23 protein-coding genes and 1 riboswitch are annotated in these 25271 nt (G+C 67.5%); of the genes, 14 read left to right on the top strand and 9 right to left on the bottom strand.

The genetic code is table 11. The annotated features are described in order from the left end of the window. The first annotated feature begins 91 nt into the window (after nucleotides 1-91). On the top strand, nucleotides 92-583 hold the full coding sequence (locus AC1DO7_RS21725; RefSeq protein WP_441615133.1) for an Lrp/AsnC family transcriptional regulator: 492 nt from the start codon (nucleotides 92-94) through the stop codon (nucleotides 581-583). A gap of 277 nt (nucleotides 584-860) precedes the next feature. Then, nucleotides 861-1244: a DUF1484 family protein gene (locus AC1DO7_RS21720; protein WP_441615135.1), complete on the top strand. Its 384-nt coding sequence runs from the start codon at nucleotides 861-863 to the stop codon at nucleotides 1242-1244. Nucleotides 1245-1438: 194 nt separating this feature from the next. Here AC1DO7_RS21720 and AC1DO7_RS21715 read toward each other — a convergent pair whose 3' ends face one another. The 4 genes from AC1DO7_RS21715 to AC1DO7_RS21700 form a co-directional block, all read right to left on the bottom strand. After that, on the bottom strand, nucleotides 1439-2794 hold the full coding sequence (locus tag AC1DO7_RS21715; RefSeq protein WP_441615137.1) for a GntP family permease: 1356 nt from the start codon (nucleotides 2792-2794) through the stop codon (nucleotides 1439-1441). A 112-nt stretch (nucleotides 2795-2906) separates the two neighbouring features. After that, the gene (locus tag AC1DO7_RS21710; protein ID WP_441615139.1) at nucleotides 2907-3299 is read right to left on the bottom strand and encodes a RidA family protein; all 393 of its coding nucleotides are present in this window, start codon (nucleotides 3297-3299) and stop codon (nucleotides 2907-2909) included. Between the two features lie 91 nt (nucleotides 3300-3390). Further along, nucleotides 3391-4884: an N-acyl-D-amino-acid deacylase family protein gene (locus AC1DO7_RS21705; protein WP_441615141.1), complete on the bottom strand. Its 1494-nt coding sequence runs from the start codon at nucleotides 4882-4884 to the stop codon at nucleotides 3391-3393. A 1-nt stretch (nucleotide 4885) separates the two neighbouring features. After that, on the bottom strand, nucleotides 4886-5779 hold the full coding sequence (locus AC1DO7_RS21700) for a MurR/RpiR family transcriptional regulator (protein ID WP_441615143.1): 894 nt from the start codon (nucleotides 5777-5779) through the stop codon (nucleotides 4886-4888). A 146-nt stretch (nucleotides 5780-5925) separates the two neighbouring features. Here AC1DO7_RS21700 and AC1DO7_RS21695 point away from each other — a divergent pair, with 146 nt between their 5' ends. The 5 genes from AC1DO7_RS21695 (at nucleotide 5926) to AC1DO7_RS21675 (ending at nucleotide 10914) form a co-directional block, all read left to right on the top strand. Further along, nucleotides 5926-7194, top strand: a complete 1269-nt coding sequence (locus AC1DO7_RS21695; protein ID WP_441643638.1) for an amino acid deaminase — start codon at nucleotides 5926-5928, stop codon at nucleotides 7192-7194. Nucleotides 7195-7244: 50 nt separating this feature from the next. Then, nucleotides 7245-8180, top strand: a complete 936-nt coding sequence (locus AC1DO7_RS21690; RefSeq protein ID WP_441615147.1) for a sugar kinase — start codon at nucleotides 7245-7247, stop codon at nucleotides 8178-8180. A 13-nt stretch (nucleotides 8181-8193) separates the two neighbouring features. Beyond that, nucleotides 8194-8412, top strand: coding sequence for a hypothetical protein (locus AC1DO7_RS21685; protein ID WP_477116549.1), 219 nt, complete (start codon nucleotides 8194-8196; stop codon nucleotides 8410-8412). Between the two features lie 10 nt (nucleotides 8413-8422). Further along, complete coding sequence (locus AC1DO7_RS21680; protein WP_441643291.1) at nucleotides 8423-9067, top strand: bifunctional 4-hydroxy-2-oxoglutarate aldolase/2-dehydro-3-deoxy-phosphogluconate aldolase; 645 nt, start codon at nucleotides 8423-8425, stop codon at nucleotides 9065-9067. A gap of 125 nt (nucleotides 9068-9192) precedes the next feature. Beyond that, the gene (locus tag AC1DO7_RS21675) at nucleotides 9193-10914 is read left to right on the top strand and encodes a phospholipase D-like domain-containing protein (RefSeq protein WP_477116548.1); all 1722 of its coding nucleotides are present in this window, start codon (nucleotides 9193-9195) and stop codon (nucleotides 10912-10914) included. Nucleotides 10915-11019: 105 nt separating this feature from the next. On the opposite strand, the gene AC1DO7_RS21670 is transcribed toward AC1DO7_RS21675, so the two are convergent. From AC1DO7_RS21670 to AC1DO7_RS21660, 3 genes are all read right to left on the bottom strand, one after another. After that, entirely contained in the window at nucleotides 11020-11151 is a 132-nt protein-coding gene (locus AC1DO7_RS21670; protein WP_006163387.1) for an entericidin A/B family lipoprotein, read from the bottom strand. A gap of 131 nt (nucleotides 11152-11282) precedes the next feature. Continuing rightward, on the bottom strand, nucleotides 11283-12623 hold the full coding sequence (locus AC1DO7_RS21665) for a GGDEF domain-containing phosphodiesterase (protein ID WP_441615153.1): 1341 nt from the start codon (nucleotides 12621-12623) through the stop codon (nucleotides 11283-11285). A 263-nt stretch (nucleotides 12624-12886) separates the two neighbouring features. Then, entirely contained in the window at nucleotides 12887-14200 is a 1314-nt protein-coding gene (locus AC1DO7_RS21660; RefSeq protein ID WP_441615154.1) for a hemolysin family protein, read from the bottom strand. Nucleotides 14201-14590: 390 nt separating this feature from the next. Here AC1DO7_RS21660 and AC1DO7_RS21655 point away from each other — a divergent pair, with 390 nt between their 5' ends. The 6 genes from AC1DO7_RS21655 (at nucleotide 14591) to mdoH (ending at nucleotide 22231) form a co-directional block, all read left to right on the top strand. Further along, nucleotides 14591-15505, top strand: a complete 915-nt coding sequence (locus tag AC1DO7_RS21655; RefSeq protein ID WP_441615156.1) for a helix-turn-helix domain-containing protein — start codon at nucleotides 14591-14593, stop codon at nucleotides 15503-15505. A gap of 50 nt (nucleotides 15506-15555) precedes the next feature. Next, nucleotides 15556-15704, top strand: a riboswitch (FMN riboswitch). Nucleotides 15705-15821: 117 nt separating this feature from the next. Continuing rightward, nucleotides 15822-16508, top strand: coding sequence for a 3,4-dihydroxy-2-butanone-4-phosphate synthase (ribB, locus tag AC1DO7_RS21650; protein WP_441615158.1), 687 nt, complete (start codon nucleotides 15822-15824; stop codon nucleotides 16506-16508). Between the two features lie 104 nt (nucleotides 16509-16612). Continuing rightward, a complete protein-coding gene (locus AC1DO7_RS21645) occupies nucleotides 16613-17137 on the top strand; it encodes a surface-adhesin E family protein (RefSeq protein ID WP_441615160.1) in 525 nt (174 codons plus the stop codon). Between the two features lie 166 nt (nucleotides 17138-17303). Continuing rightward, complete coding sequence (locus tag AC1DO7_RS21640; RefSeq protein ID WP_441615162.1) at nucleotides 17304-17498, top strand: hypothetical protein; 195 nt, start codon at nucleotides 17304-17306, stop codon at nucleotides 17496-17498. 828 nt (nucleotides 17499-18326) lie between these two features. Beyond that, nucleotides 18327-19910, top strand: coding sequence for a glucan biosynthesis protein G (locus AC1DO7_RS21635; RefSeq protein WP_477116547.1), 1584 nt, complete (start codon nucleotides 18327-18329; stop codon nucleotides 19908-19910). After that, nucleotides 19883-22231: a glucans biosynthesis glucosyltransferase MdoH gene (gene mdoH / locus AC1DO7_RS21630; protein WP_477116546.1), complete on the top strand. Its 2349-nt coding sequence runs from the start codon at nucleotides 19883-19885 to the stop codon at nucleotides 22229-22231. The genes AC1DO7_RS21635 and mdoH overlap by 28 nt, the downstream gene beginning before the upstream one ends. 83 nt (nucleotides 22232-22314) lie before the next feature. Here the strand turns inward: mdoH and AC1DO7_RS21625 are convergent, their stop codons facing one another. After that, nucleotides 22315-22902 carry a hypothetical protein gene (locus tag AC1DO7_RS21625; RefSeq protein WP_441615168.1) on the bottom strand — a complete coding sequence of 196 codons (588 nt, stop codon included), beginning with the start codon at nucleotides 22900-22902 and terminating at the stop codon, nucleotides 22315-22317. Between the two features lie 294 nt (nucleotides 22903-23196). Here AC1DO7_RS21625 and AC1DO7_RS21620 point away from each other — a divergent pair, with 294 nt between their 5' ends. Continuing rightward, nucleotides 23197-24417: a Bcr/CflA family multidrug efflux MFS transporter gene (locus AC1DO7_RS21620; RefSeq protein ID WP_441643292.1), complete on the top strand. Its 1221-nt coding sequence runs from the start codon at nucleotides 23197-23199 to the stop codon at nucleotides 24415-24417. A gap of 25 nt (nucleotides 24418-24442) precedes the next feature. Here AC1DO7_RS21620 and AC1DO7_RS21615 read toward each other — a convergent pair whose 3' ends face one another. Continuing rightward, entirely contained in the window at nucleotides 24443-25267 is an 825-nt protein-coding gene (locus AC1DO7_RS21615) for a mechanosensitive ion channel family protein (protein WP_477116551.1), read from the bottom strand. Nucleotides 25268-25271: the final 4 nt, after the last annotated feature.

The following is a 25271-nucleotide window of genomic DNA, read 5'->3' as shown; positions in this document are numbered from 1 at the left end:
TTCATTATTTAAAGGCCAATGAAATAATCGAGCTACTAGTATTCATGGTGAAATTTTCTTTCATCTCAATGCGGCTTGATATGGAGTATTCGTGACTGGCGTGCCCCTGGACGATCTCGATCTGCGCATCCTCAGGATCCTGCAAACGGATTCGGCGATCTCGAACACCGAGCTTGCCGAGCGTGTGCATGCGTCCGCGCCGACATGCCTGCGGCGGGTGCGCAGGCTCAAGGAGAGCGGCGTCATCCAGCGGGAGATCGCCGTGCTGGACCACCACAAGACCGGCACGCCGCTGACCGCGATCATCGAGATCAGCCTGGACCGCCAGACCGCCGAGGACCACGACGCCTTCGAAGCCTATATCTGTGCCGAGGCGGCGGTCACCCAGTGCTACCGGGTATCGCCCGGCCCGGATTTCGTCGTCACGGTGGAACTGGCCGACATGGCTGCCTACGACGCGTTCGCACGCCGGCTGTTCGCCGGGGCTTCGAACGTCCGCAACGTGCGCACGTTCTTCTCCACGCATCGGGCCAAGTTCGAGGCGAATGCGCCGGTGGGCGGGAATGTGGGTGGCCGAGATTAGGGCGGAAGTCCGGATTTGACATGRGCGTGCGGCTGCTGGAGAATCCCACACGTCACCCCAAACAAGGGTGGCCGGGCGTGGAAACCCGAAATTCGTCACAAGCGGACTGCCGCTATCTGCGGCATTTTTTTCGTCCGTTGCGTTCGCGCGCGCCTATAGCTTTCCTATGGCGGGCCGGGCGGGGCAGCTCTCGGGCTGGCCGGAGCTTGTGACGCCGGTATTTCCACCTCCGCTGCGGGCCCGCCACCCTCACGTGGAAATGAGCGGCGGGCCGTCCATGAAGTCACTGGAGGCCGTCATGCCTAGTACTTTTGCTCGTTCTGAGCCATCCACTCATATCGATCCACCAGCGTTCGCTCTTCCCCGGCAAGCTGATCTGATAGCAGAACTGATTCAAGTCACCTTTCCTGCGGATACCCCGGAGCGACTGCGGGTGCAGGAACTGGCCTGTCAACTTGACGAAGCTCGCAGCAGCATCCAGTGCGCCGCGCAGGACGGCTGTGATGCATTGCTGCGTGTCAGTGCAGGGATTGGCGCAGTGCTGCGGCTGCTCGAAGCGGACGGCGATTTGTCCGCCCCCGGTCACGAGGTGCACTGCCTGCTTGCGCCACTCAAGGCGCAGCTCGACGTGGCCGTGAACCGGGTGCAGGCGATGCTGTAAAGGGCAGGGCACACCAACGGCGACGCCGGGATGGCGCTGCCGTTCTTTCCTAGGTGGCGCTCTTGGGGTGCGCGGCGTCTGCCGCCGGCGATCGCAGGAACGTCTTCGTGATGGGAGGAGGGAGGTGGCGGCCCGGTCACGACCCGGGCCGCGAAGCCGAGGCGGGGCGCGCGCCCCACCGCGGATAACGCCAATCAGACCACGGTAGCCAGCGCCAGCGTCAGCAACAGCGCCACCACGGAGATGATCGTCTCGCAAACCGACCACGTCTTGAAAGTCTGGGCCACGGTCATGTTGAAGTACTCCTTCACCAGCCAGAAGCCGCCGTCGTTGACGTGCGACAGGATCAGCGAACCGGCGCCAGTGGTCAGCACCAGCAGTTCGGGGCGCGTGCCCGGCACGCTGGCCGCGATTGGCGCGACGATGCCCGCGGCCGTGGTCATGGCCACGGTGGCCGAGCCGGTGGCGATGCGGATCAGCACGGCGACCAGCCAGCCCAGCATCAGCACCGAGACATGCGCGCCGGTGGCGACGTCGACGATGGCGTTGGAGATGCCGGAGTCGCGCAGCACGCGGCCGAAGCCGCCGCCGGCGCCGACCACCAGCGTGATGATGGCGGTGGGCGCCACGCATTCGTTGGTGAACTTGAGGATGCTCTCGCGGGTGAAGCCGCGGGCCTTGCCGAAGGTGTAGAAGCTGACCAGCGCAGCGATCAGCAGGGCCATCACCGAGTTGCCGATGAGCTTGAAGAAGTCGTTGGCGAAGGTCTTCGGCGTGGTGAACAGGTCTGCCCAGCTACCGATCAGCATCAGCGCCACCGGCAGCAGGATGGTGAACACCGTGATGCCGAAGCTCGGCAGGTCGTGCGTGCCGGGGCTGTCTTCCTCGGTGAACTGCGCGGCCAGCGGATTGACATCGGGCAGCTTGACGTAGCGGTCCATCAGGCGCGCGAACAGCGGGCCGGCGAGGATGGCGGTGGGAATGCCCACGATCAGCGCGTACATGATGGTCTTGCCGATGTCGGCGCCGTAGGCCGTCACGGCCAGCAGCGCTGCCGGGTGCGGCGGGATCAGCCCGTGCACGACCGACAGGCCGGCCACCATCGGGATGCCGACCAGCACCATGGAGGTGCCGGTGCGCTTGGCGACGTTGAAGGCGATCGGCACCAGCAGCACGAAGCCGACTTCGAAGAACACCGGCAGGCCGACGATGAAGGCGATGGTGACCATGGCCCAGTGCACGTTCTTCTCGCCGAAGAAATCGATCAGGGTGCGCGCGATGCGCTCGGCGCCGCCGGATTCCGCCATCATCTTGCCGAGCATGGTGCCCAGGCCGATGACCAGCGCAATGTGCCCGAGCGTGCCGCCGACCCCGGCTTCGAACGATTTCACGATGTCGCCCATCGGCATGCCCACGGCAAAGCCGAGCAGTACCGAGACGACCACCAGGGTGATGAAGGGGTTGAGCTTGAACTTCGCGATCAGCACGACCAGTGCGATCACGGCGATCAGCGCATACAGCAATAGTGTGGTTCCTGTTACGGCGCCCATGTTGTCTCCTGTGTGCGGGGTCCGCCGGCGAGCCCGGCGGGGCTCACCCGCGTCCGCTATGAAAATGGCCGCGTGGCGGCCGGTTTAGTGTTTTGCTTGCGCTTGGCCGGTCTCAGGCCACCGGCTTCTTGTAGGCGATGCAGTCCACCTCGACCTTGCAGTCCACCACCATGCTGGACTGCACGCAGGCGCGCGCCGGCGGGTTGGCACCGAAGTATTCCTTGAAGATCCTGTTGAACGAGGCGAAATCGCGCGCGTCGTCCAGCCACACGCCGCAGCGCACCACGTGCTCGGGGCCGTAGCCGGCCTCGGCCAGGATGGCCAGCACGTTCTTGATGGCCTGGTGGGTCTGGGGCACGATGCCGCCGTCGATGACCTCGCCGGCCACCATCGGCACCTGGCCGGAGACGTAGAGCCAGCCGTCGGCGGCTACCGCGCGGGCAAAGGGCATGTGCTGGCCACCGGTGCCGGTGCCGCCTTCGACGCCGAAGCGCTTGATTTCCATGGAAACTCCTGAATCTGATCGTTGATCGGTGATGGTTGATTGACCGGGTGTCGGGTCGCCTGCGGGCTGTCGGTGCGCCGTCAGTGCGCCGTCAGTGCGCGGTCGGGGCGTCCTCGCCGGCGGGCCTGGCGCGGGCCAGGAAGCGGCCGGCGCGCACGCCGGTTGCCTTGCGCTGCTGCCACGACAGTTCGCCGTTGACCCACACCGCGGCGATCCCTTCGGCCGGCTGCATGGGGTCGGTGAAGCTGGCCGCGTCGCGGATGGTGGCGGCGTCGAACAGGACCAGGTCGGCCCAGTAGCCTTCGCGCACGAAGCCACGCTGCGCCAGGCCGAAACGCTCGGCCGACAGGCCGGTCATCTTGTTGACGGCCACCGCCAGCGGGAACAGCTCGCGGTCGCGCGCGTAGTGGCCGAGCACGCGGGGAAACGCGCCCCACAGGCGCGGGTGGGGCAGCGGGTCGTTGGGCAGGCCGTCCGAGCCGACCACCGTGGCGGGGTGGCTGAGGATGCGGTCCACGTCCGCGTCTTCCATGCAGTGATAGACCGCGCCGGCAGGCTGCAGGCGACGCGCGGCGTCTTCCAGGCTCGTCTCCCATTCGGCGGCGATGTCGGCCAGCAGGCGGCCGCCCATGTCGGGGTGCGGCTCGGACCAGGTGACCTGGATGTCGAAGTCGCCGGTGACCTGCTTGAGGTCGAGCGTGGAGGAACTGGCGGTGTAGGGATAGCAGTCGCAGCCCACCGGCTGCCAGCGCTGCGCGCGCTCCAGCGCGTCCAGCACTTCCGCGCTGCGGCCCCAGTTGTCCAGGCCGGCGCATTTCAGGTGCGAGATCACCACCGGCACGCGCGCATGGCGGCCGATGCGGAACGCTTCGTCCATGGCCTCGAGGATCTCGGCAAACTCGCTGCGCAGGTGGGTGGCATAGAGTGCGCCGGCGCGGGCCAGCGGTTCGGACAGCGCCAGCACTTCGTCGGTGGTGGCGGAAAACGCATTGGCGTAGGCCAGCCCGGTGGACAGGCCCAGCGCGCCGTGCGCCAGCGCATCCTCGAGCTGCGCGCGCATGGCCGCGGTTTCCTCCGGCGTGGCGGTGCGGTCGAGCCGGTCCATATGATTGCTGCGCAGCGCGGTATGTCCGACCAGCGCCGCCACGTTGACGGCGGGTTGCGCGTCTTGCACGGCCCGCACGTAGGCGCCGAAATCCGGGTAGCGGAACGCGTCGGCGCTGCCGAGCAGGTTCATGGGGTCGGGCGGATCGCCGCGCAGCGTGACCGGCGCGGCGCTGATGCCGCAGTTGCCGACGATTACCGTGGTGACGCCCTGCGAGAGCTTGGGCGTCATCTCGGGCTGGCGGACCACATTGGTGTCGTCGTGGGTATGCACGTCGATGAAGCCGGGGGCGAGCACGAGGCCATCGGCCTGCACCACGTGCGCGGCGCTGCCGGGGTCGATGCCATCGGCGCCGTCTTCCAGCATGGCGATGCGCGCGATGCGCCCGGCGCGCAGCGCCACGTCGGCCAGGCGCGCTTCGGCGCCGGACCCGTCCAGCACGGTGGCGCCGCGGATGAGGGTGTCGAACAGTTCGGGCATGTCAGTCTCCGAGCGGCTGGCGGCTGTCCGCGGCGACGCTGCCGCGGTGCGTGTCGAGCACGAGCTTGAGCCGGCGCAGCTGGTCCTGGCTCTGGTCCTGCTGCAGCAAGGCAAGCTGGGTGGACAGCACGTCCATCACCAGCAGCATCGCGTAGCGCGAGGCCGAGGGCTTGAATATGAAATCGGTTTCGAGCGTGCGCACCGGCAGCAGCACGTCCGCGCGCGCGGCCAGCGGCGAGCCCAGCGCGGTGACCGCCACCAGGCGCGCACCGTATTCGCGGGCGATGTCGCAGCTGGCGATCATCTCGGGCACGCTGCCGGTGGCTGAGAAGGCGAGCACGACATCGTCCTTGTGCAGGGTGGCAGCCACCATCTTCTGCAGCAGCGCATCCTGGTAGCTGGCCACGGGACGGCCCAGGCGGGCCAGGCGGTAACGCGCCTCGTCGGCCATGAAGGACGAGCCGCCACCCATGCCAAAAGCGTAGACCATGCGCGCATCGAGCAACAGGCGCGCGGCGCGCTCGATATGGGCGGGATCGATCAGCTTGCGGTTGACCTCGAGTGAGTCCAGGATATCCGCATGGATGCTGTCGGCCAGCGTGGCCGGAGCCGGCTCGGCCGTGCGGGCGCCCTGCGCCTGCAGGAAACGCTGGCCCACGGCAGTGGCCTGCGCCAGGCGCAGCTTGAGATCGCGCACGTCGCGGCAGCCGATGGCCTTGGCGAAGCGCGTCACGCTGGCTTCGCTGACGCCGGCCTTGCGCGCCAGTTCGTTGATGCTGGTGGCGGCGGCGCCGGCAAGATCCTCCAGGATCACCTGGGCGACCTTCTGCTCGGCCAGGCGCAGCGTGGGGCCACGTTCGGCGATGCGGGACAGGATGTCGAAGGGCGCGGACATGGGCAGGCGGGCGTGAGGTCGTGAGGTCGTGGGCCGGGTAATGAACTGCGTCGCCGGCTTTGGATGTTACTTTATAACAAGGATGAAATATCGTAATTTCAAGGCTATCATTACGTCAATCGGAATTTTTCACAGCGATGACAGACATGCATGAAATAAAGTACCAAGCCGGCACGATCGATCCGCTCAACAAGGCGCTGGGCAAGCTGGAGACGCCGCTGGCGCCCGACGCGGCAGGCCAGGTCGGCTGGCAACTGCTGAGCGAGGACCTGAGCCTGCCGGCGGCGGTACTGTATGAAGAACGCCTGGCGCATAACCTGGAATGGATGCGTCGTTTCATGCACGAATATGGCGTGCAGCTGGCGCCGCATGGCAAGACGACCATGGCGCCCAAGCTGTTCGCGCGCCAGCTGGCGGCCGGCGCCTGGGGCATCACGCTGGCTACCGCGCACCAGACCGCCGCAGCCTACGCGCACGGCGTGCGCCGCGTGCTGATGGCCAACCAGCTGGTGGGCCGCCGCAATATGGAGATCGTTGCCGACCTGCTGCGCGACCCGGATTTCGAGTTCTTCACGCTGGTGGATTCGGCCGAGCTGGTGGACCAGCTCGGCGCCTACTTCAGCAGCCGCGGACAGGCGCTCCAGGTCTTGCTGGAGCTTGGCGTGGCGGGTGGCCGCACCGGCGTGCGCGACGCGCAGCAGCAGCAAGCCGTGCTGGCCGCGCTGGCGCGCTGGCCGGGCGTGCTGTCGCTGGCGGGCGTGGAAATCTATGAAGGCGTGCTCAAGGAAGAAGCGGATATCCGCGCCTTCCTGCGCCGCACCGTGGCGGTCACGCGCGAGCTGTTCGCGGCCGGGCGCTTCGGCCGCAGCCCGGTTGTGATGTCGGGTGCCGGTTCGGCCTGGTACGACGTGGTGGCGGAGGAGTTCGCGCGCACCGAGATCGGCGCGCCGATCGATATCGTGCTGCGCCCTGGCTGCTACCTGACGCATGACGTGGGCATCTACCGCGCCGCGCAGCAACGCATCCTGGCCAGCAACCCGGTCGCGCAGAAGATGCGCGAAGGCCTGCTGCCGGCACTGCAGCTGTGGGCGTACGTGCAGTCGATTCCCGAGCCGGACCGCGCGATCATCGGCATGGGCAAGCGCGACGCGGCCTTCGACGCCGGCATGCCGATCCCGGCCCAGGTCTACCGGCCTGGCACGGCGGCGCCGGCCGCGGTGCCGGCGCACTGGGAAGTGACCGGCATGATGGACCAGCACGCCTACCTGCAGATCCGTGCGGGCGATGACATCAAGGTGGGCGACATGGTCGCCTTCGACATCTCGCATCCGTGCCTGACCTTCGACAAATGGCGCCACATCCCGGTGCTGGACGGCAGCCTGCGGGTGACCGACATCGTCCAGACCTTCTTCTGAACCCGGCCAGCGCGAACGGAACAACGCAAACCCAAGGGGACGCCTGCACCATGAGCATCGACATTCTCGCTTTCGGCGAGGCGCTGGTGGAATTCAACCAGCAGCCCGACGATCCCACCCGCTACCTGCAGGGCTTTGGCGGCGACACTTCCAACTTCTGCATTGCCGCGGCGCGCCAGGGTGCCCGCACCGGCTATATCAGCGCGGTAGGAGCAGACACCTTCGGCGAGCGCCTGCTGGCCTTGTGGACGCAGGAACGCGTCGATACCCGCCATGTGCGCATCGATGCGGGTGCGCCGACCGGCGTGTATTTCGTTACCCACGATGCGCATGGACACCGCTTCGACTACCTGCGCAACGGTTCGGCGGCCAGCCGCTACAGCCACGAAAACCTGCCGCACCATGCCATCGCCGAGGCGCGCTACCTGCATGTGTCCGGCATCAGCCTGGCCATCAGCACCCATGCCTGCGACGCCGGCCTGGCGGCCATGGAACACGCGCGCAAGGCCGGCGTGCGGGTGACGCTGGACACCAATCTGCGGCTGCGCCTGTGGACGCTGGCGCGGGCGCGCGGCATCATGCGCGAGGCCTTCGCGCTGACCGACGTGTGCCTGCCGAGCTGGGACGACATCACCGTGCTGACCGGCCTCAACGACCGCGATGCGATCGTCGATTACCTGCTGGGCTGCGGTATTGGCCTGGTCGCGCTCAAGCTGGGCGAGGAGGGCGCCTACGTGGCGACGCCCGAAGCGCGCACGCTGGTGGCCCCATACCCGGTGCGCCCGCTCGATGCCACCGGCGCGGGCGACTGCTTCGGCGGCAGCTTCGTGGCGCGCCTGGCGGCCGGCGACGATCCCTTCGAGGCCGCGCGTTATGCCAACGTGGCGGCGGCGCTTTCCACCACGGGCTATGGCGCGGTGGAGCCGATCCCGACCACCGACACCGTGCTGGCGCGGCTGGCGCAATCGGTATCGGTGATCGCGTGATGCCTGCGCCGGCATGGTCCGCGCGCGGCGGCTGACCTGCTCGCTGACCGACCTGAGATACCCGAAGTACCCGAAGTACCCGAAGTACCCGAAGTACCCGAAGTACCCGAAGTACCCGAAGTACCCGAAGTACCCGAAGTACCCGAAGTACCCGAAGTACCCGAAGTACCTGAAGTACCTGAAGTACCTGAAGTACCTGAAGTACCCGGCTTTCCTGACCCTTCTCGACTGAATATTGCACCATGCCAACTCAATCCTCTCCGCTGATCGAACGTTTCGCTGGTGTGCCGGTGATCCCGGTGCTCGAATTCTCTTCCGTCGATGAAGCGCTGCACGTCAGCGAAGCGCTGATCGGCGGCGGCCTGCCCGTGCTGGAGATCACGCTGCGTACGCCAGTGGCCATGGAAGCCCTCAAGGCGGTCGCTGCTGCCTTCCCTGACGCCGTGGTCGGCGCGGGCACGGTGCTCACGCCGGCCCAGCTCCAGGCCGTGGGCGAGGCGGGTGCGAAGTTCGCCGTGTCGCCGGGGCTGACGCCGGCGCTTGCCGTGGCCGCGCAAGGCGCCGGCGTGGCGCTGCTGCCGGGCGTGGCTACCGCCAGCGAGGCCATGGCCGCGCTGGAAAGCGGTTTTCAGTTCCTGAAGTTCTTCCCGGCCGAGGCCGCGGGCGGCATCCCGATGCTCAAGTCACTGTATGGCCCGCTGTCGCAACTGCGCTTCTGCCCCACCGGCGGCATCGACGCGGCACGGGCGCCGTCCTACCTGGCCCTGCCGAACGTGGTGTGCGTGGGCGGCTCGTGGGTGGTGCCGAAGGACGCCGTGGCCAAGGGCGACTGGGAACGCGTGCGTACCCTGGCGCGCGAGGCCGCCGCACTGCGCAAGGCAGCCTGAGCAGGCCCGGGGCGCAAGAACGGGCCGGTGCGCTCACTCCCTTTGTCCCCTGCGTCGGACAAAGGCGGATAGCCGCGCGCCGCGCCAGGCTCTAAGCTTGGGGTATCCCGACAGCCGGAGTCAGCATGCTGGCGCGTTTTGCGGTGACGGYGGCGGCAACGGCTCCGGATAAAGAGCGCGCGGCCTGCGGCCTGCGGCCTGGCGCCGCATGGGTACGCCGCTTCGGCCGCGCCCTGGCCTGCGCACTGGCGTTGTTCGCCCAGGGCTGCGCCAGCCTGCCGCAAGACGTGCCGCGCCAGCAGAGCGCTGCCTTGGCCGATTCCGGCGGCACGGCGCTGGGCCGGCTGGTGGCGCAGAGCTCGCCCGACCCGGCGCTGTCCGGCTTCCACGTGGTCGTCTCCGGCGAGGAAGCGTACGGCACCCTCATCACGCTGGCGGACCGCGCCACGCGCACGCTGGACCTGCAGTACTACATCATCGATGCCGACGAATCCTCGCGCGAGATCCTGCGCCGTGTGCGCGCCGCGGCTGAACGCGGCGTGCGGGTGCGCATGCTGGTCGACGACCTGCACAGCGACGGCAAGGATCGCGCCTTCCTTCGTTTCGCGCGTCACCGGAATATCGAAGTCCGGATGTTCAATCCATTCCCGGCCGGACGGTTTTCCAAGTTCACGCGGATGCTGTCGTCCGCGGGGGATATCCGCCGCATCAACCGGCGCATGCACAACAAGGCCTTTATCGCAGACAACGCGCTGGCCATGACGGGCGGGCGCAATATCGGCAACGCGTATTTCCTGCGCGCGCCTGACGCCAATTTCGTCGACCTGGACGTGATCGCCGCCGGGCCGGCCGTGCGGCGGCTGTCGGCGGCGTTCGACAGCTACTGGAACAGCCCGCTGGCGGTGCCGGTGGAGGAACTGGCCTCAAGCGAGGAGCTGGCGGCAGCATCGCAGCCATCCACGGGCACCGGCGCCGCAGCGGCTTCCGGCGCGGGTAGCGCAGCGGGCGCGGCCAGGCCCGAGCAAGCCCTGGTCGACGAAGAAACGGAACGCAAGCGCTTCGAGGCCYAGGGCATGACGCCCCCGGGCCGCATCGATGCGCGCGCCAGCTTCCTGGGCCGCCAGCTCGCCGGGGGCGGCAAGCTGCCGCTGGAGTGGGCCGCCGCCAGCGTGATGGTGGATACCCCGAACAAGGCCTCGCCCGATCAGGCGCCCGAAGGCACCGATACCATGGTGGAGGAGCTGGGACGCATGCTCAGCGATGCACGCCAGGAGATCATCCTGATCTCGCCCTACTTCGTGCCTGGCGATGCCGGCGTGGCATGGATGGCCAAGCTCGTCAGGCAGGGTGTGAAGGTAAGGGTGCTGACCAATTCGCTGGCCGCCACCGATGCGCCGATCGTTCACGTGGGCTACAAGCGCTACCGCGAACCCATGTTGCGCGCCGGCGTGGAATTGCACGAACTGAAGGCGCACCCTGGCCGGCCGCAGAAAGCCGTTGGGGACTTTTCTTCATCGCAGGCCAGCCTGCACGTAAAGGCCGCAGTGGCGGACCGCAGCAACCTGTTCGTGGGTTCGATGAATTTCGATCCCCGCTCGGCCAGCCAGAATACCGAAACCGGCCTGATCATCCACAGTCCGCGGCTGGCGCAGCAAGTGGCGCAGCTGTTTGCCGGCGCGATCGACGACAACAGCTACCTGCTGCGCTTGTCCGATGCGGGCGCGGTGCAATGGGTCGATGGCAGGGGGGACAAGATGGTGGTGCTGGACACCGAGCCGGATACCAGTTGGTCCAGGCGGCTGTGGATCGATGTGATGGGGCCGTTTACACCCGAAGAGCTTCTGTGAAGGGCGTGCGGTCCCGGGCCCGCATGCAAAAAAAGGCCGGCGTGCACTGACGCCGGCCTTTTGCCGCCAGGCGACCATGCGGGCGCCTGCGCGCTGTCGCTTGGCTTACTTGCTGCGGTCAGCCGCGCCTTCGAGCTTCTGGCCGCCCTTCTGAATATCCTGTCCTAGGCCGGCCATGGTATTGCAGCCAGCAAGCAGGGTGGCAAACAGAACGCAGAAGATCCATCCTTTTTTCACGCCAGACTCCTTTCGGTCGATTTGTTCGCCGCAATTCTACAGTTGTTGCGGCGAAGCATCCCAGTGCCTTGCATGGCTTTTTGTAACTTTTTCGCTGCGCAACGCAGTCGGGGTAACGCCGAAAATACGGCCTACGACTGGTCCATCAATTCGCGCGCGCGTGCGCAGATGGCCGCATGCGTCTGCGCCAGCCATTGAACGGGAAAGGGCTGCGCGAGCAGGTAGCCCTGCATGCTGCTGCAACCCCAGCGGCGCACCTCGGCCAGCTGGCGGCGGGTTTCGATGCCCTTGGCGCAGACCGGCACGCCAAGCCGGTTTGCCAGTTCGCAGGCGGCCTGCAAGCGCGCCACGGCGGCGTTCTCGTGGTCGGGGCGGTCGCTGATGCCGATGCTGCGCGCGTTGAACGTCACCAGGTCGGGCTGCAGCCGCTCCAGGGTTGCGCGGCTGGCGCTTTCGCCCGGGCCGCCGGCAAAGTCGCTCAGGACAAAGCGCAGCCCGGCGCGGCGCAGGGTGTGGAGCTTGCCGGCGGCCACGGCGTCACCCTCGGGCACGGCTGCGGCGGGAATCTCCATGCAGACCCGGGTGGGGTCGAGATGCTGGCGCTCGAGCGTGCGCAGCAGGGTGTCGATCAAAGGTGTGCCGTGCAGCTGATTGCTCGAGACGAGGAAGCCCAGCTGGACAGGATCGGCGATGCCGGGACAATCGAGCAGCGGCAGCGCGGTTTCCATCATCCAGCGCGCCACGTCGCCCATCAGTCCCAGCGCTTCGAGCGCGGGCAGGAAGTCGTGCGGGGCCACGCGGCCGAACTCCGGGCTCTGCCAGCGCAGCCGGACGGTGTAGCCGGAAACCTGGGCGGTGTGCAGCGAGGCGCGCGCCTGCAGGTTCAGCGTGAGCTGGCCGCGCGCCAGCGCTTGCGGCAAGGCCGCCAGCAGCGGGGAGGATAGCGGCGCGGGCGCGGCAACCGCGCAGCCGGCAACGCCGTCACCGCCGCGCTTGCGCACGCGCAGCATGGCGTCAAAGGCCTCGTGCACACTGCGCTCGGCAGGCTTGTGGGGATCGTCCAGCGCCACGCCGACACTGCACGACAAGAAGAGCTCGAAGCCGTTCTGCCGGAACTGCCGCGCCAGCACGGTGGCGATGCCGCGAGCCAGGCGCAGCGCCGCTTCCGGCGCGTCGGCCCCCGGCGGCAGCGCCACGATGGCGCCGATATCAGCGTTGCCGAGCCAGGCCAGATCGGCAGGCTGCGCGTGGGCGGCGACGCGCGCGGCCGCCTGCGCGCGCACGCCGCCCGCCAGTTGCGGGCCGAGCAACTCGCTGGCGTGGGTAAACCTGTCCAGGTGGATCATCAGCACCGCGAAGCGCTGGGTGGCATGCGCCTGCTGTCGCCGTGCCGCCAGCATGGCGGCGAAATCACCGGTTTCGAGCGGGTCCACCTCCGGTGTGCCGACGGTGCCGTCTGCGTCTGGATGCATTGGGGGGTCCCTGTGTATGGCGTATAGCGCTGTCTTGCCGCGCGGCGCCCGTGGGCGGCACGGCATCAGACCCGATCATACGGTAGACCGGGCACGCCCCGAAGCGCGCGGGATACAGGGATTGTGCGGAGATGCGAGGACTTGACGGAGATCAAGTTTCGAAGGCCCGGCGGCCCGCGGTGGCGGACCGGGCGCAGCAGGCGGGGGCGGGCAGGGCAGGCCGCGCGGCAGGGCGCCTGCCGCGCGCCGGGCAAGGCGGGGTGTCAGCCCGTGGTTTCCGCGTCGGCGCCGTCCTCGGGCGGCACCTGGGAGGCGAGCACCTTGTCGATGCGCTTGCCGTCCATGTCGACGATCTCGTACTTCCAGTCGCCCCAGCGGACCGTGTCGCCAGTCTGCGGCAGCCGGCCCAGCAACAGCAGCAGCATGCCGGACAGCGTGTGATAGCGTTCCTTGGATTCCTCCGGCACGTGGCGCAGGCCGAGACGGTCTTTCAGCTCGGGGATCGGAATCAGGCCATCGAGCAGCCACGAGCCGTCTTCGCGCTGCACGGCCCATTCCTCGCCAGCGCTGTCCGGCTTGAACTCGCCGGTGATGGCTTCGACCAGATCCTGCAACGTCACGATGCCCAGCACTTCGCCGTACTCGTCGATGACGAAGGCCATCTGGCCGCCCGAGGCGCGGAAGTTCTCCAGCAACTCCATGCCGGTCACGCTCTCCGGCACAAACACAGGGGACTGCAGCACGGCGGTCAGATCGGTGGGCTCGCCGCGCAGGCGGCGGGCCAGCAACTGGCGCGCGCTGACCACGCCCAGCATGTCGTGCATGCCGCCGCGCACCACCGGGAAGCGCGAATGGTCGGATTCCTCGATGCGGCGCAGGTTTTCTTCCAGCGGCACTTCCACGTCCAGGCACACGACGTCGCCGCGTGGCACCATCAGCGATGTGAGCTGGCGGTCGTCGAGGCGGAACACGTTGCGCACCATGGTGTGCTCGTGCTGCTCGATGACGCCCGCTTCCGAGCCTTCCACCAGCAGCGCGTGGATTTCTTCCTCGGTCACCGCCGGGCCACGGCCGCTCTTCACACCGAGCAGGCGCAGCACCAGGCGCGTCGAGCTGGACAGGAGCTTGACGAACGGCGTCGAGGCCACCGCCAGGAAGGCAATGGGGCGCGACGCCAGGCGCGCAATGCTCTCGGGGGCCATCTGGCCGAGTCGCTTGGGAACCAGCTCACCCAGCACGATGGAAAAATACGTCAGGCCCGCCACCACGATGGCGGTCGCCACATAGCCGGCGGTGGACACCTGCATGCCAAAGCCCTGAAGCCACATGCCGAGCGGCTGCGCCAGCGTGGACTCGCCGACCACGCCGTTGAGCACGCCGATGGAGGTGATGCCGATCTGGACGGTCGACAGAAAGCGGGTGGGATCTTCGCCCAGCTTGATCGCCTCGATGGCGCCGCGGTCGCCCTCCTCGATCTGCTTTTGCAGACGGGCCTTGCGGGCTGTCACCAAGGCGATCTCCGACATGGCGAACAGGCCGTTGAGCAAAATCAGCGCCAGTATTATGGCAATTTCCATCAGGGTGCGCGCCCTGTGCGCGCAGGAGTTATCGAGGCCCAAAGCATAACATTGCTGTGTGTCCGCACTGCTTCAGACCGGGCCGGTGTGCTGCATGCTGTCCTTCATGCCCCTTCCTTCTCTTTCAGCCAGGGCCATGTGCCGATGCGGCACGGCCGCGCCGCATCCGGAATCCGGACGTTTGCGCCCTTCGGATTTCGGACGGACCCGCCTCCTGAAGTCGGTGTTCTACTTGAAATTGTCGATATAACACATTGATAAATAACGAAGATTATCATGGGTGCCAGTGCCGGCGCAGCGCCTGTGGACGAGCGTGTCGCCGTAGCGCGCCCGGCGACGATTACCTTGCAGGTAATGGCTGCGTGGCGGCGGCCGTGCTGTAATGCCGTCATGGATACCTTGACCCCCAGCTCCGAGACCGCAACCGACTTCCCCGGGCTCTTGCGCTACTGGCGTGCCAGGCGCGGCTACAGCCAGCTCGCGCTGTCGCTGGCGGCAGGGGTGTCGCAGCGCCATATCAGCTTCCTCGAATCCGGCCGCGCGCGGCCGAGCCGCGAGATGGTGCTGTCGCTGGCGGACCGCCTCGGCGTGCCGCTGCGCCAGCGCAACCGCCTGCTGCTGGCGGGCGGCTTTGCCCCCGCTTATAGCGAGCACGGCCTCGGCGCGCCTGCGCTGCAGATGGTGCAGCAGGCGGTGGCGCTGATCCTCAGCAAGCAGGAGCCTTATCCGGCGGTGGTGCTGGACCGGTTCTGGAATATGCTCGACGCGAACCAGGCCTATCGCAACATGATCCGCGTGCTGCTGGACGGCCGCGAGCCGTCCACGCTGGAGCAGGGCAGCGGGCGCATCAACCTGATGCTGACGGTGTTCGACCCGCAAGGGTTGTGGCCGGTGATCGAGAACGCCCGGCAGGTCGGGCGATACCTGCTGAGGCGGGTCTGGCAGGAACTGCAGACGCAGGCGCAGGACCAGACTGCGCGCGCCATCTTCAGCCGCATTTCGTCCTGGCACCCGGACATGCTCGGACCCGGCGGGGTGCCGCTGGCCGACGACGAGGCCGCCGGCGGCACCCCGCCGCCGATGCTGCCGGTTGCAGTGGCCGCCGGCGGCTTCCGGGCCGCGCTGTTTTCCACGCTGACCACGCTTGGCATTCCGCAGGACATCACGCTGCAGGAAATGCGCATCGAATGCTTCTTTCCGGCCGACGATGCCTCGCGCCTGGCGCTGGAAGCGCTTTCCAGCCAGACCGCGGCCGCGCCGCAGCCGCCGGGGCGCGCCAGGCAAGCCTTGCCGCACTCGTGCTAACATTCCGCTGCCGGCGCGCCCGCCAGTCCATTGGCGGCGCGCCGGCATCGTTACGTCTTCAGGGCGGGGTGCAAGTCCCCACCGGCGGTATGTCACCACAAGGTGGCGAGCCCGCGAGCGCCCGCATTCCCGTGCGGGGTCAGCAGACCTGGTGAGAGGCCAGGGCCGACGGTCATAGTCCGGATGAAAGAAGATGGGCGGTACAACCCGGCTGGATGCCAGGCATGCGCGCGCTCGCGCCTGCCCGGTTGAATTTGCCTGTGTTTTTCCGCTGATCCCCTGGAACGCCCACTTATCGTGATTCAAGGAGCGTTTCATGCTGTCCCTTCCCACCCAGGAAAACCCCGCCGTTACCGTTGCCTTCCCGGCCGTCGCCGAGGCCGACGCGCGTCCGCTTGGCGAGCGTATTGCCCAGGCGCTGGAGGCCATGCGCGAAGGCCGTCCCGTGGTGCTGCTCGACGACGACGACCGCGAGAACGAGGCCGACCTGATCCTTGCCGCCGAACGCCTGACCCAGGCCAATATGGCCATGATGATCCGCGAATGCAGTGGCATCGTGTGCCTGTGCCTGACGCGCGAGAAGGTTGCCAGCCTGGGCCTGCGCCCGATGGTGGAAAACAACCGCAGCCAGTACGGTACTGCCTTCACGGTCTCGATCGAGGCGCGCGAAGGCGTGACCACGGGCGTGAGCGCGGCCGACCGCATCACCACCATCCGTGCCGCCATCGCCGACGATGCGGGCCTGGATGCCGTGGTCAGCCCGGGCCACGTGTTTCCGCTGGTCGCGGTGGACGGCGGCGTACTGGCCCGCCGCGGCCATACCGAGGGCTCGGTCGAACTCGCCCGCCTGGCGGGCCTGGCGCCGGCCGCGGTGTTGTGCGAGTTGATGAACCCGGACGGCACCATGGCCCGCCGGCCGGAGGCGCTGACGTTTGCCGAGATGTACCGCCTGCCGGTGCTGACCATCGCGGACCTGGTGGCCTGGCGCGAGCAACAGGGCTGAGCCCGGCGCCCGCCTGCGGAGCGGGCCTGGCGCGCTGTGCGACAATGCGGCCTGTTTTTTTGGTCCAAACGAGGGTCCGTCCATGTCCTTGCGCGCCGCTTTTCATGCTGTTGTCGTGCTCGCGGCCAGCAGCTTCTGCGTTGCCGTCCACGCCGAGCCGTCCACCGGCGCGGCCCGCCGCCGCGGGCCTGTATCAATGCCAGGGTAGCAACGGCGGCACCGTGTTCCGTTCCACGCCGCGCGAAGGCTGCTCGGTGTTGGCCGCACCCGATCCCGCCGCGCCCGATCCGCAGCGCTGGCTGCCGCTGATGGGCGCCAACGGGGTGGTTTCCTATTTCGACAAGACYTCGGTGCGCCGCCGTGGCGCCGAAGTCGGCGTGGCTGTCATGCGCAATGCGCCGGCCGGGGTGATCCGCACCGCCAGCGGCGAGCCGATCCGTTCTTCGCTCAAGCGCATGATCTTCAACTGTGCGACTTCCATGTATGCCGTGGTCGAGCAGACCCTCTATCCGAAGCGCTACGCGCGCGGCGAGTCGCTCTATACCATCAGCGCGCCACAGGCCGGCATGCCCCAGTCTGCCGCAGGCGGCACCATTGCCGGCGAACTGCTGAGCCGCCTCTGCCATTAGGCGCGCTGTCGCCCCGCGCGCTGCATGCTGCGTCGCAATGTCGATAGGCGGGACGGCGCGTCAACCCATCGCTTCCCTGTCCCGTTGCTGGTAGTGACGAAGCGCATCAGCCCAAAGCCACCACGGCCGCAGGCAGGCTTCTTTTACAGCGGACCAGGAGGCTGACATGAAGAAGTGGATCGTGATGTTGACGCTGGCCATGTTCGGTGCGGGTGCCTATGCCCAGGCTTCGGCGCCGGCCGCGCCCGCGGCCGGTGACAAGCCGGCGGCAAGCTCGGACAAGATGTCCAAGAAGCCGGCCAAAAAGAAGAAGAACCATGCGCCGTCCGATACCGACAAGATGATGAATAAAGGCGCCTGAGCGCCATCAGTGAGAGGCGACAGGCAGCGGGCACGCTCAGGCGCGTGCCTGCTGCCGCAATAGTTCGCCGCGCCGCCCGCGTCCGCCATGCYGTGCCGTTCCGGCGCGTTGCCGCGTATGCGCGGGTACCGGTGCCCAGTGGCGATATGCCATCCGGGGGGACTGGCGCCGAGGCGAAAATCCATCGAGAGGCTACGGCCTCTCTTTTTTTTGCGTGCCTCTCGCCGGACGGTGCACTGCACGAACGCCCGAGGTGCGCCATGCGCTCTTTCGGGGCATCGTGGCGCGTGTTGACGAAGCCGAATCCATATCCTAGCGTTGCAGTTTCGGGTTCCGCTCGCATCTCTGCACGACATGCCGGGCTGCGCGTGGCGCCCGCGTGTCGAGTTGTTTTCCCGCTCTGCCATGACCCAGGCCACAGCCTGCAAAGACCATCGGGCGTCCTTCGCGCGCCGTTGCGCCCGGATCCGGGTGCGGACGCTTCGCGAGTACGGATCCGATGTGATGCGCGGGGCGGGAGGCCATGTGGAATGCGGCTTTGAGCAGACTGGGGTTTCAATTTGTTGCAAACGTTGCGTGATCGAAACGTGACTTTGAAGACTCGAATTGTTAAGGTCCTATTGCGCATTGCAACAAACCTGTTACGTTGCTAAGACATTAGCGAAATGTTGCGCCGCGAGCCCGTCCGGGTTTGCGCAAGCGGCTCACCGAAACTGCCGCGCATCGTTGCGATCACCGCCTTTTTGTCGCCTGGCTGAACGATGGTCCGCCTCTTGCTGCGGACCCTTGTCCTGCCGTTGCCTCCAACCCCGCCTGCCAATGGCATCCATGTCCGATAACGCTACCTTGCCGATCTCCGCAAACGCCCCACGCCGCCAGCCGGCGCTTGCCAGCGCACGCGCCGCGCGCCTGGGCAGGTGGTTGTGCGGTGGCATGCTGGCAGTCTGCGCGGTGGCCGCGCATGCGTTCGATTTCGAGACCGTGGCGGCGCGGGCACACCAGCTGGCCGCGAGCCCTTACAAGGCACCGGCGCAAAACCTGCCGCGCGAGTTGCGCGAGCTGTCCTACGAGCGCTATCGCGAGATCGAGTACAAGCCCGAGCGCTTTCAGTGGCGCAATGCCAAGCTGCCTTTCGAGCTGTCCTTCTTCCATGAAGGCACGGTGTTCGACCAGCCGGTGCGCATCAACGAGGTGGTCAGTGGCAGCGCGCGCGAGATCCGCTTCGATCCTGCAGCGTTCAACTATGGTCCGCACAAGGTCGACGCCGCCAAGCTCAAGACGCTCGGCTTCGCTGGCTTTCGCGTGCTGTATCCGCTGAACCAGGCCAAGGGCAAGGACGAAGTGGTGTCCTTCCTCGGCGCGAGCTATTTCCGCGCGCTCGGCAAGGACCAGTGGTACGGCCTGTCGGCACGCGGGCTGGCGGTGGACACTGCGCTCAACTCGGGCGAGGAGTTTCCGCGCTTCGTCGAGTACTGGATCGAGCGCCCGTCGCCGGCTGACAAGCAGTTGACCATCTACGCGCTGATGGATTCGCGCCGCATGAGCGGCGCCTACCGCATCGTCATCCGCCCGGGCGCGGAGACCGCGATGGAGGTGAAGTCGCGGCTGTTTCTGCGCGAGAACGTCACCAAGCTCGGCCTGGCGCCGCTGACCAGCATGTTCCTGTTCGGCGAGAACCAGCCCTCGCCGGTGCCCGACTACCGGCCCGAGGTGCATGACTCCGACGGCCTCTCGGTGCAGCTCGGCACCGGCGAATGGGTGTGGCGCCCGCTGGGCAATCCCAAGCGTTTGCTGGTGACATCGTTTGCCGCCACCAATCCGCAGGGCTTCGGGCTGATGCAGCGCGACCGCGAATTCAGCAGCTACCAGGAGATCGGCGCATGGTACGAGCGGCGCCCGAGCGCTTGGGTCGAGCCCAAGGGCAACTGGGGCTCGGGCCGGGTGGAGCTGGTGCAGATCCCTACGCCCGACGAGACCAATGACAACATCGTGGCCTACTGGGTGCCCGACAACCCGYCCAAGCCCAGGCAACCTTTCGATTTCGAGTACCGCCTGCTGTGGCAGAAGGACGGCGAAAAACTGCCGCCGCTGTCGTGGGTGACACAAACGCGGCGAGGCCAGGGCCTGAGCCGCAAGCAGGACGACACCAGTTTTTCGCTGGTCGTCGATTTCGAAGGCCCTGCCTTCAAGAAACTGGCCGCCGACACCCGCATCGATCCGGTGATCTCGGCCGACAGCAACGGGGAGCTGCTGAACACTTCGACGCAGCGCAATGATGCAACCGGCGGCTGGCGCATGACGATGATCGTGCGTCGCAAGGACGAGAACAAGCCGGTCGAATTGCGCGGCTATCTTCGCAACGGCAATACAACCCTATCCGAGACGTGGAGCTACATCTTACCCCCAGGCTGAAGCGGCGCGCCGCCCCGGCGGCGGCATGCGAGCGCTATCTCGATCGCGTGCCGGTCTCGCCAGACCAGCGCCGCGAGCTGCTTAACAACATTACGGTCAGCGAYAGCGCCGACACGGAGTCGGCCATGAACTTGCTGCAACGCCAACTCACCGCCAGGGACGGCGCTCAGCCGCCGGCTGGCGGCACCGCCTACGCATCGGTCGGGCGCCGCCTCAATCTCGCCTACGGCGCGCCGCAGGCCGCCGGCGAACCGCTGATCCAGCGCCATGACGACGGCACCGTGCATATCGATACGGGCCCGGCGCCCGAGCGTGCCTCGATGGTGCCGCGCGCATGGCCGCCGCATATCGTCACCGGTTTCCTGCGCAACCTGGGCCGCCGCATGCTCGGCCGCCCGCCGGTGCCGGAAACCTGGGACACCCTGCATGACGGCCCCGATGCCGAAGGCAAGTGGCACCCCGCCGGTGCGCACCGCCGCTGGGTGTTGCTCGGCCTGGTCACCGGGCAGACCGCGCTGGCGACGTATTTCATGACGAAGGTGCTGCCATACCACGGCACCGACCCGCTGGAGATCGCCGTGCTGGCGCTCTTCGCCATCCTGTTCTCGTGGGTGTCGGCCGGCTTCTGGACCGCCATGATGGGCTTCCTGGTGCTGGCCAAGGGCGGCGACCGCCACCTGATCTCGCGCTCGGCGGCGCAGGCGGGCCCGATCGCCGAGGAGGCGCGCACCGCGGTCATCATGCCGATCTGCAACGAGGACGTGAACCGCGTGTTCGCCGGCCTGCGCGCCACCTATGAATCGATGGAGCGCACCGGCGAGCTGGCGCGCTTCGATTTCTTCGTGCTGTCGGACAGCGGCAACCCCGACCTGCGCGCCGCGGAGACCGACGCGTGGATGGAAACCTGCCGCGCGGTCAATGGCTTCGGCCGGATCTTCTATCGCTGGCGCCGTCACCGCGTCAAGCGCAAGACCGGCAACGTGGCGGACTTCTGCCGGCGCTGGGGCAGCGCCTACCGTTATATGGTGGTGCTCGACGCCGACAGCGTGATGAGCGGCGAGTGCCTGAGCACGCTGGTCAAGCTGATGGAAAGCAACCCGGGCGCGGGCATCATCCAGACTGCCCCGCTCGCGGTGGGGCGCGAGACCATGTATGCGCGCGTGCAGCAATTCTCCACGCGCGTATACGGTCCGCTGTTTACCGCCGGCCTGCACTACTGGCAGCTTGGCGAGTCGCATTACTGGGGCCACAACGCCATCATCCGCATCCAGCCCTTCATGGAGCATTGCGCGCTGGCGCCGCTGCCGGGCAAGGGGCCGCTGGCGGGCGAGATCCTTTCGCACGATTTCGTCGAAGCCGCGCTGATGCGCCGCGCTGGGTTCCTGGTGCTGTCGACCATCATGCTGGCCAAGCACGCGCTGGTGCCGCCCGAGTATTTCACCCAGCAGTACCAGTTGTTCCCGACCTGGCCGGAGTGGCATCCGGAGAAGGCGCTCGCGCTGTTCTCGGCCACCGCCACGCTGCTGTTCCTGCCCAAGGTGGCAAGCATCGTGCTGCTGATGAAAGATGCGCGCAACTATGGCGGGCCGGTGCGGCTGGTGCTGTCGATGCTGATCGAGGTGCTGATGTCGGCCTTGCTGGCGCCGGTACGCATGCTGTTCCATACCAAGTTCGTGGTGGCGGCCTACAGCGGCTGGGGCATTACGTGGAAGTCGCCCCCGCGCGAAGATGCCGAAACCACCTGGGGCGAGGCATTCCGCCGTCACGGCCTGCATACCTTGCTCGGCCTCGCATGGGGCGGGCTGGTGCTGTGGCTGGATCCGAACTTCGTCTGGTGGCTGTTGCCGATCGTCGGCGCGCTGGCGTTCTCGATCCCGCTGTCCGTGCTGCTGTCGCGCGTGTCGCTCGKCCGCGCGCTGCGCCGCGCCAGGCTGTTCGTCACGCCCGAGGAAGCCAGGCCGCCGCGTGAGATGGTGGCGATGCAGGAGCACGTCGAAGCCGCCGGCGAGCCGCCGGCCTTTATCGATGCCGTGGTCGACCCGGTCACCAATGCGCTGATGTGTGCCACGGCCACGTCCCGCCTGATCCAGCCGGAAGCCACCAAGAGCGAGCGTGCCGCGCTGGTGCAGCAGGCCCTGACGGGCGGCCCCGACGAACTCAGCGCCGCGCAGAAGCACTTGTTGCTGGGCGATCCGTTCGCGCTGGCCAGGCTGCATGAGCTGGTATGGGGATCCGCGCTGGCGCACGCGCGCTGGAAGGAAACGCGCATCCTGCCGCGGCGCGCGGCCAATGTGGTGCCGCTGCGGCCGCGCCTGGCCTGATTCATCGCACGCCCTGGCATGCCGGCACCCTGCGGGGTGCCGGTTTTTTTTGCTCCGCGGATTCGGGGGGAGAGGAGCGTCGCCTAGCGCAATGCCGAGGCGCAGATCGGGGAGTTGATATAGACGTCGCCCACGCGGCGTTCGCTGCGTTCGTTGCGGGTCATGTAGCGGAACATCATGCTCACGCCCAGCTTAGTCAGGATTTCCACGTCGCGATTGGCGCAGATATTGCGCTGCAACGGCGCGGCATAGCTGAGCTCGAAGCTGGCGAGATCCAGCATCGGGCCGCGGTACTTGGTGAGTTCCAGCTGAAAGAGTACGTGTTTGCCGGGCACCGACTGGCAGCGGCGCAGGCGTGTTTCGCCGTCGATCTCGATGGGCAGCGCGTCGTTGAGCTGGCGGCAGGCGCGCGCCAGGATATTGTCCGGGCGCGCCGTGTTGCGCAGCAGTTCGGGCACGCCGGCCGCGCCGGTGTTCTGGCCGGTGGCCGCGCCCTTGAGCATCTGCGCCAGCGCTTCGGCCTCGTCAGGCGCCGCCGGGGCGGACGCGGCCGACACGGCGGCCTTGGCCGGCGCCGGCACCGGAGCTGGGGCCGCGTGCGCGCACGGCAAGCTGCCCGCGCCGGCAGCCAGGGTCAGTAAAGCGGAAAGCAGAGCGTATCTTGTTCTCATGCAGGAAAACGTTGCCGGAAACCGTGCCGGTGAGCGGGCTTCCGCGGTGCGTCGGGCTGCTTGACCGTCCGCCCCGGGCGGCCGACAGGGTGGCATTGTACCCTTGGCCCCGCTGGCGTTGAAAGCGGCACCCCGCGAACCGCGGGCGCGGGCCCGCATCATCCACGCTTGCCGCGCCGAATACGCAGCTTGTTACGGTATGCAACAATTACGTCTTTCGCCTCGCCTTGCGTGTCTCGCTTGCCCCTGGCCCTGCCGCTGCCGGCGCGCTTGCTAGTTCCTCTGGATGTCCCGATGACCCGTTCCACCCGCGCACCCCAGTCCGCGCGTTTTCCACTCTGGCTCCTGGTATGCGCTTCGCTGACAGCACTGGCGCCGCTGTCCATCGATATGTACTTGCCGAGTTTCCCCGCGCTGGCGGGCGATCTCGGCGTGGACATCGGCCGCGTGCAGCTGACGCTGGGCACGTTCCTGGTCGGGCTGGCAGTGGGGCAGGCCTTCTATGGTCCGATCAGCGATCGCTTCGGCCGCAAGCCGCCGCTCTACGTCGGGCTGCTGGTGTACGCTGCCGCGGCGGCCGGCTGCGCCCTCGCGCGGGATGTCGAAGCGCTGATGCTGTGGCGCTTCCTGCAGGCGCTGGGCGGCTGCGCCGGCATGGTGATGGCGCGCGCGGTCATCCGCGACCGGCTCGAAGCCCATGAATCCGCGCGGGCCTTTTCCTCGCTGATGCTGGTCATGGGCCTGGCGCCGATCCTGGCGCCGGTCATCGGCGGCGCCGTGCTCGGGGCGTTCGGCTGGCGCGCCATCTTCTGGCTGCTCTGCGGCAGCAGCCTGGCGATCCTGCTGGTGGTCCACCGCTATATGGAGGAATCGCTCGACCACGCCAGCGCCATGCCGCTGCGCCTCGGGCATGTGCTTTCCAACTACGCCCAGTTGCTGCGCGACCGCAGCTTCGTGGGCTATTCGCTGTCGGCCGGCTGCGGGCAGGCTGGCATGTTCGCGTATATCGCGGGGTCGCCGTTCGTGCTGATCGAGTTGCATGGCATCGCGCCCTCTCATTACGGCTTCGTGTTTGGTGCCAATGCGCTGGGCCTGATCGCAATGTCGCAGCTCAATGCGCGCCTGGCGCGCACCCGCCCGCTCGACCACGTGCTGCGTGCCGCGCTGGTGGCGCCGTGCGCGGCTGGCGTGCTGCTGGCCGCGGCGGCGCTGGCGGGCATGGCATCGCTGCCGGTGCTCCTGGCGGGCTTTTTCGTGTTTATCGCCAGCCTGGGCTGCATCCTGCCGAATGCCTCGGCGCTCGCCATGGCCCAGCAAGGGCACCGGGCCGGCACGGCCTCCGCGATGATGGGCACGCTGCAGTTTTCGCTGGGCACGCTCGCCGGCGCCGCGGTCAGCCTCTGGCGCGATGGCAGCGCGCTGCCGCTCGCGGTGGTCATGGCCGTATGCGGCGTCGGGGCCGTGGGCATGCGCATGGTCGGGCGCGCCGGCATGCAGGCGCAGCGCCACGCGTGAGCCGCGCCAGCGTGCCGGAGCACGGTCAGGCTGCGGCGTTGCTGCTGCCTTGCTGCAGGACCACCAGCTGGGCCGGCATCGGCGCGGCGTAGCCCGCCTCGCCAAAGCACTCGCGCATGAGGCGGTTGGTGTCGAAATACACCTGCCAGTAGTGATCGGTATGGCAGTAGGGGCGCACGGCCAGGACCGGCCCCACCAGGGTGAACTCGAGGATCTCGACGTCGGGCGCGGGTTCGGCCAGCACGTTCGGCAACGCGGCGATGCGTTCCTTGAGCAGGGCAATGGCAGCGGCCGTATCGGTGCTGCCGGACAGCTGGGCCTTCAGCTCGACACGACGGTAGGCGTTGGCGCTGAAGTTCTGGATGGTGTCGGCGAAGATCTTGTTGTTGCCGACCACCGTCAGCACGTTGTCGGGCGTGTCCATGGTGGTGGCGAACAGGCCGATCTCCCTGACAGTGCCTGTCACCCCGGCCACCGTGACGAAATCGCCCACCTTGAATGGCCGCAGCACCACCAGGAAAGCGCCCGCGGCAAAATTGGCCATCAGCCCCGACCACGCCATCCCGACGGCGATGCCGGCCGCTGCGATCAGCGCGGCGAAGGTGGTGGTCTGGATGCCGAAATAGCCGAGGATGCCGATCACCAGCACCACGTTCAGCGTGACCGTGACGATGGATCCGACATAGCGCAGCAGCGTCGGATCGACCTTCTGCTTGGACAACGAGCCCTGGACCAGGCGTACCACGACATGGATCAGCCAGCGGCCGATCACCCAGAAGGCGAGGGCGGCAAGGATCTTGACCCCGAATTCGGTCGCATAGGCGACCACGACATCCTGGAGCTTCTGCAGCGTT

Source organism: Cupriavidus sp. 05N40, from assembly GCF_056397305.1.
This window is presented reverse-complemented; position numbering and strand designations above follow the sequence as displayed.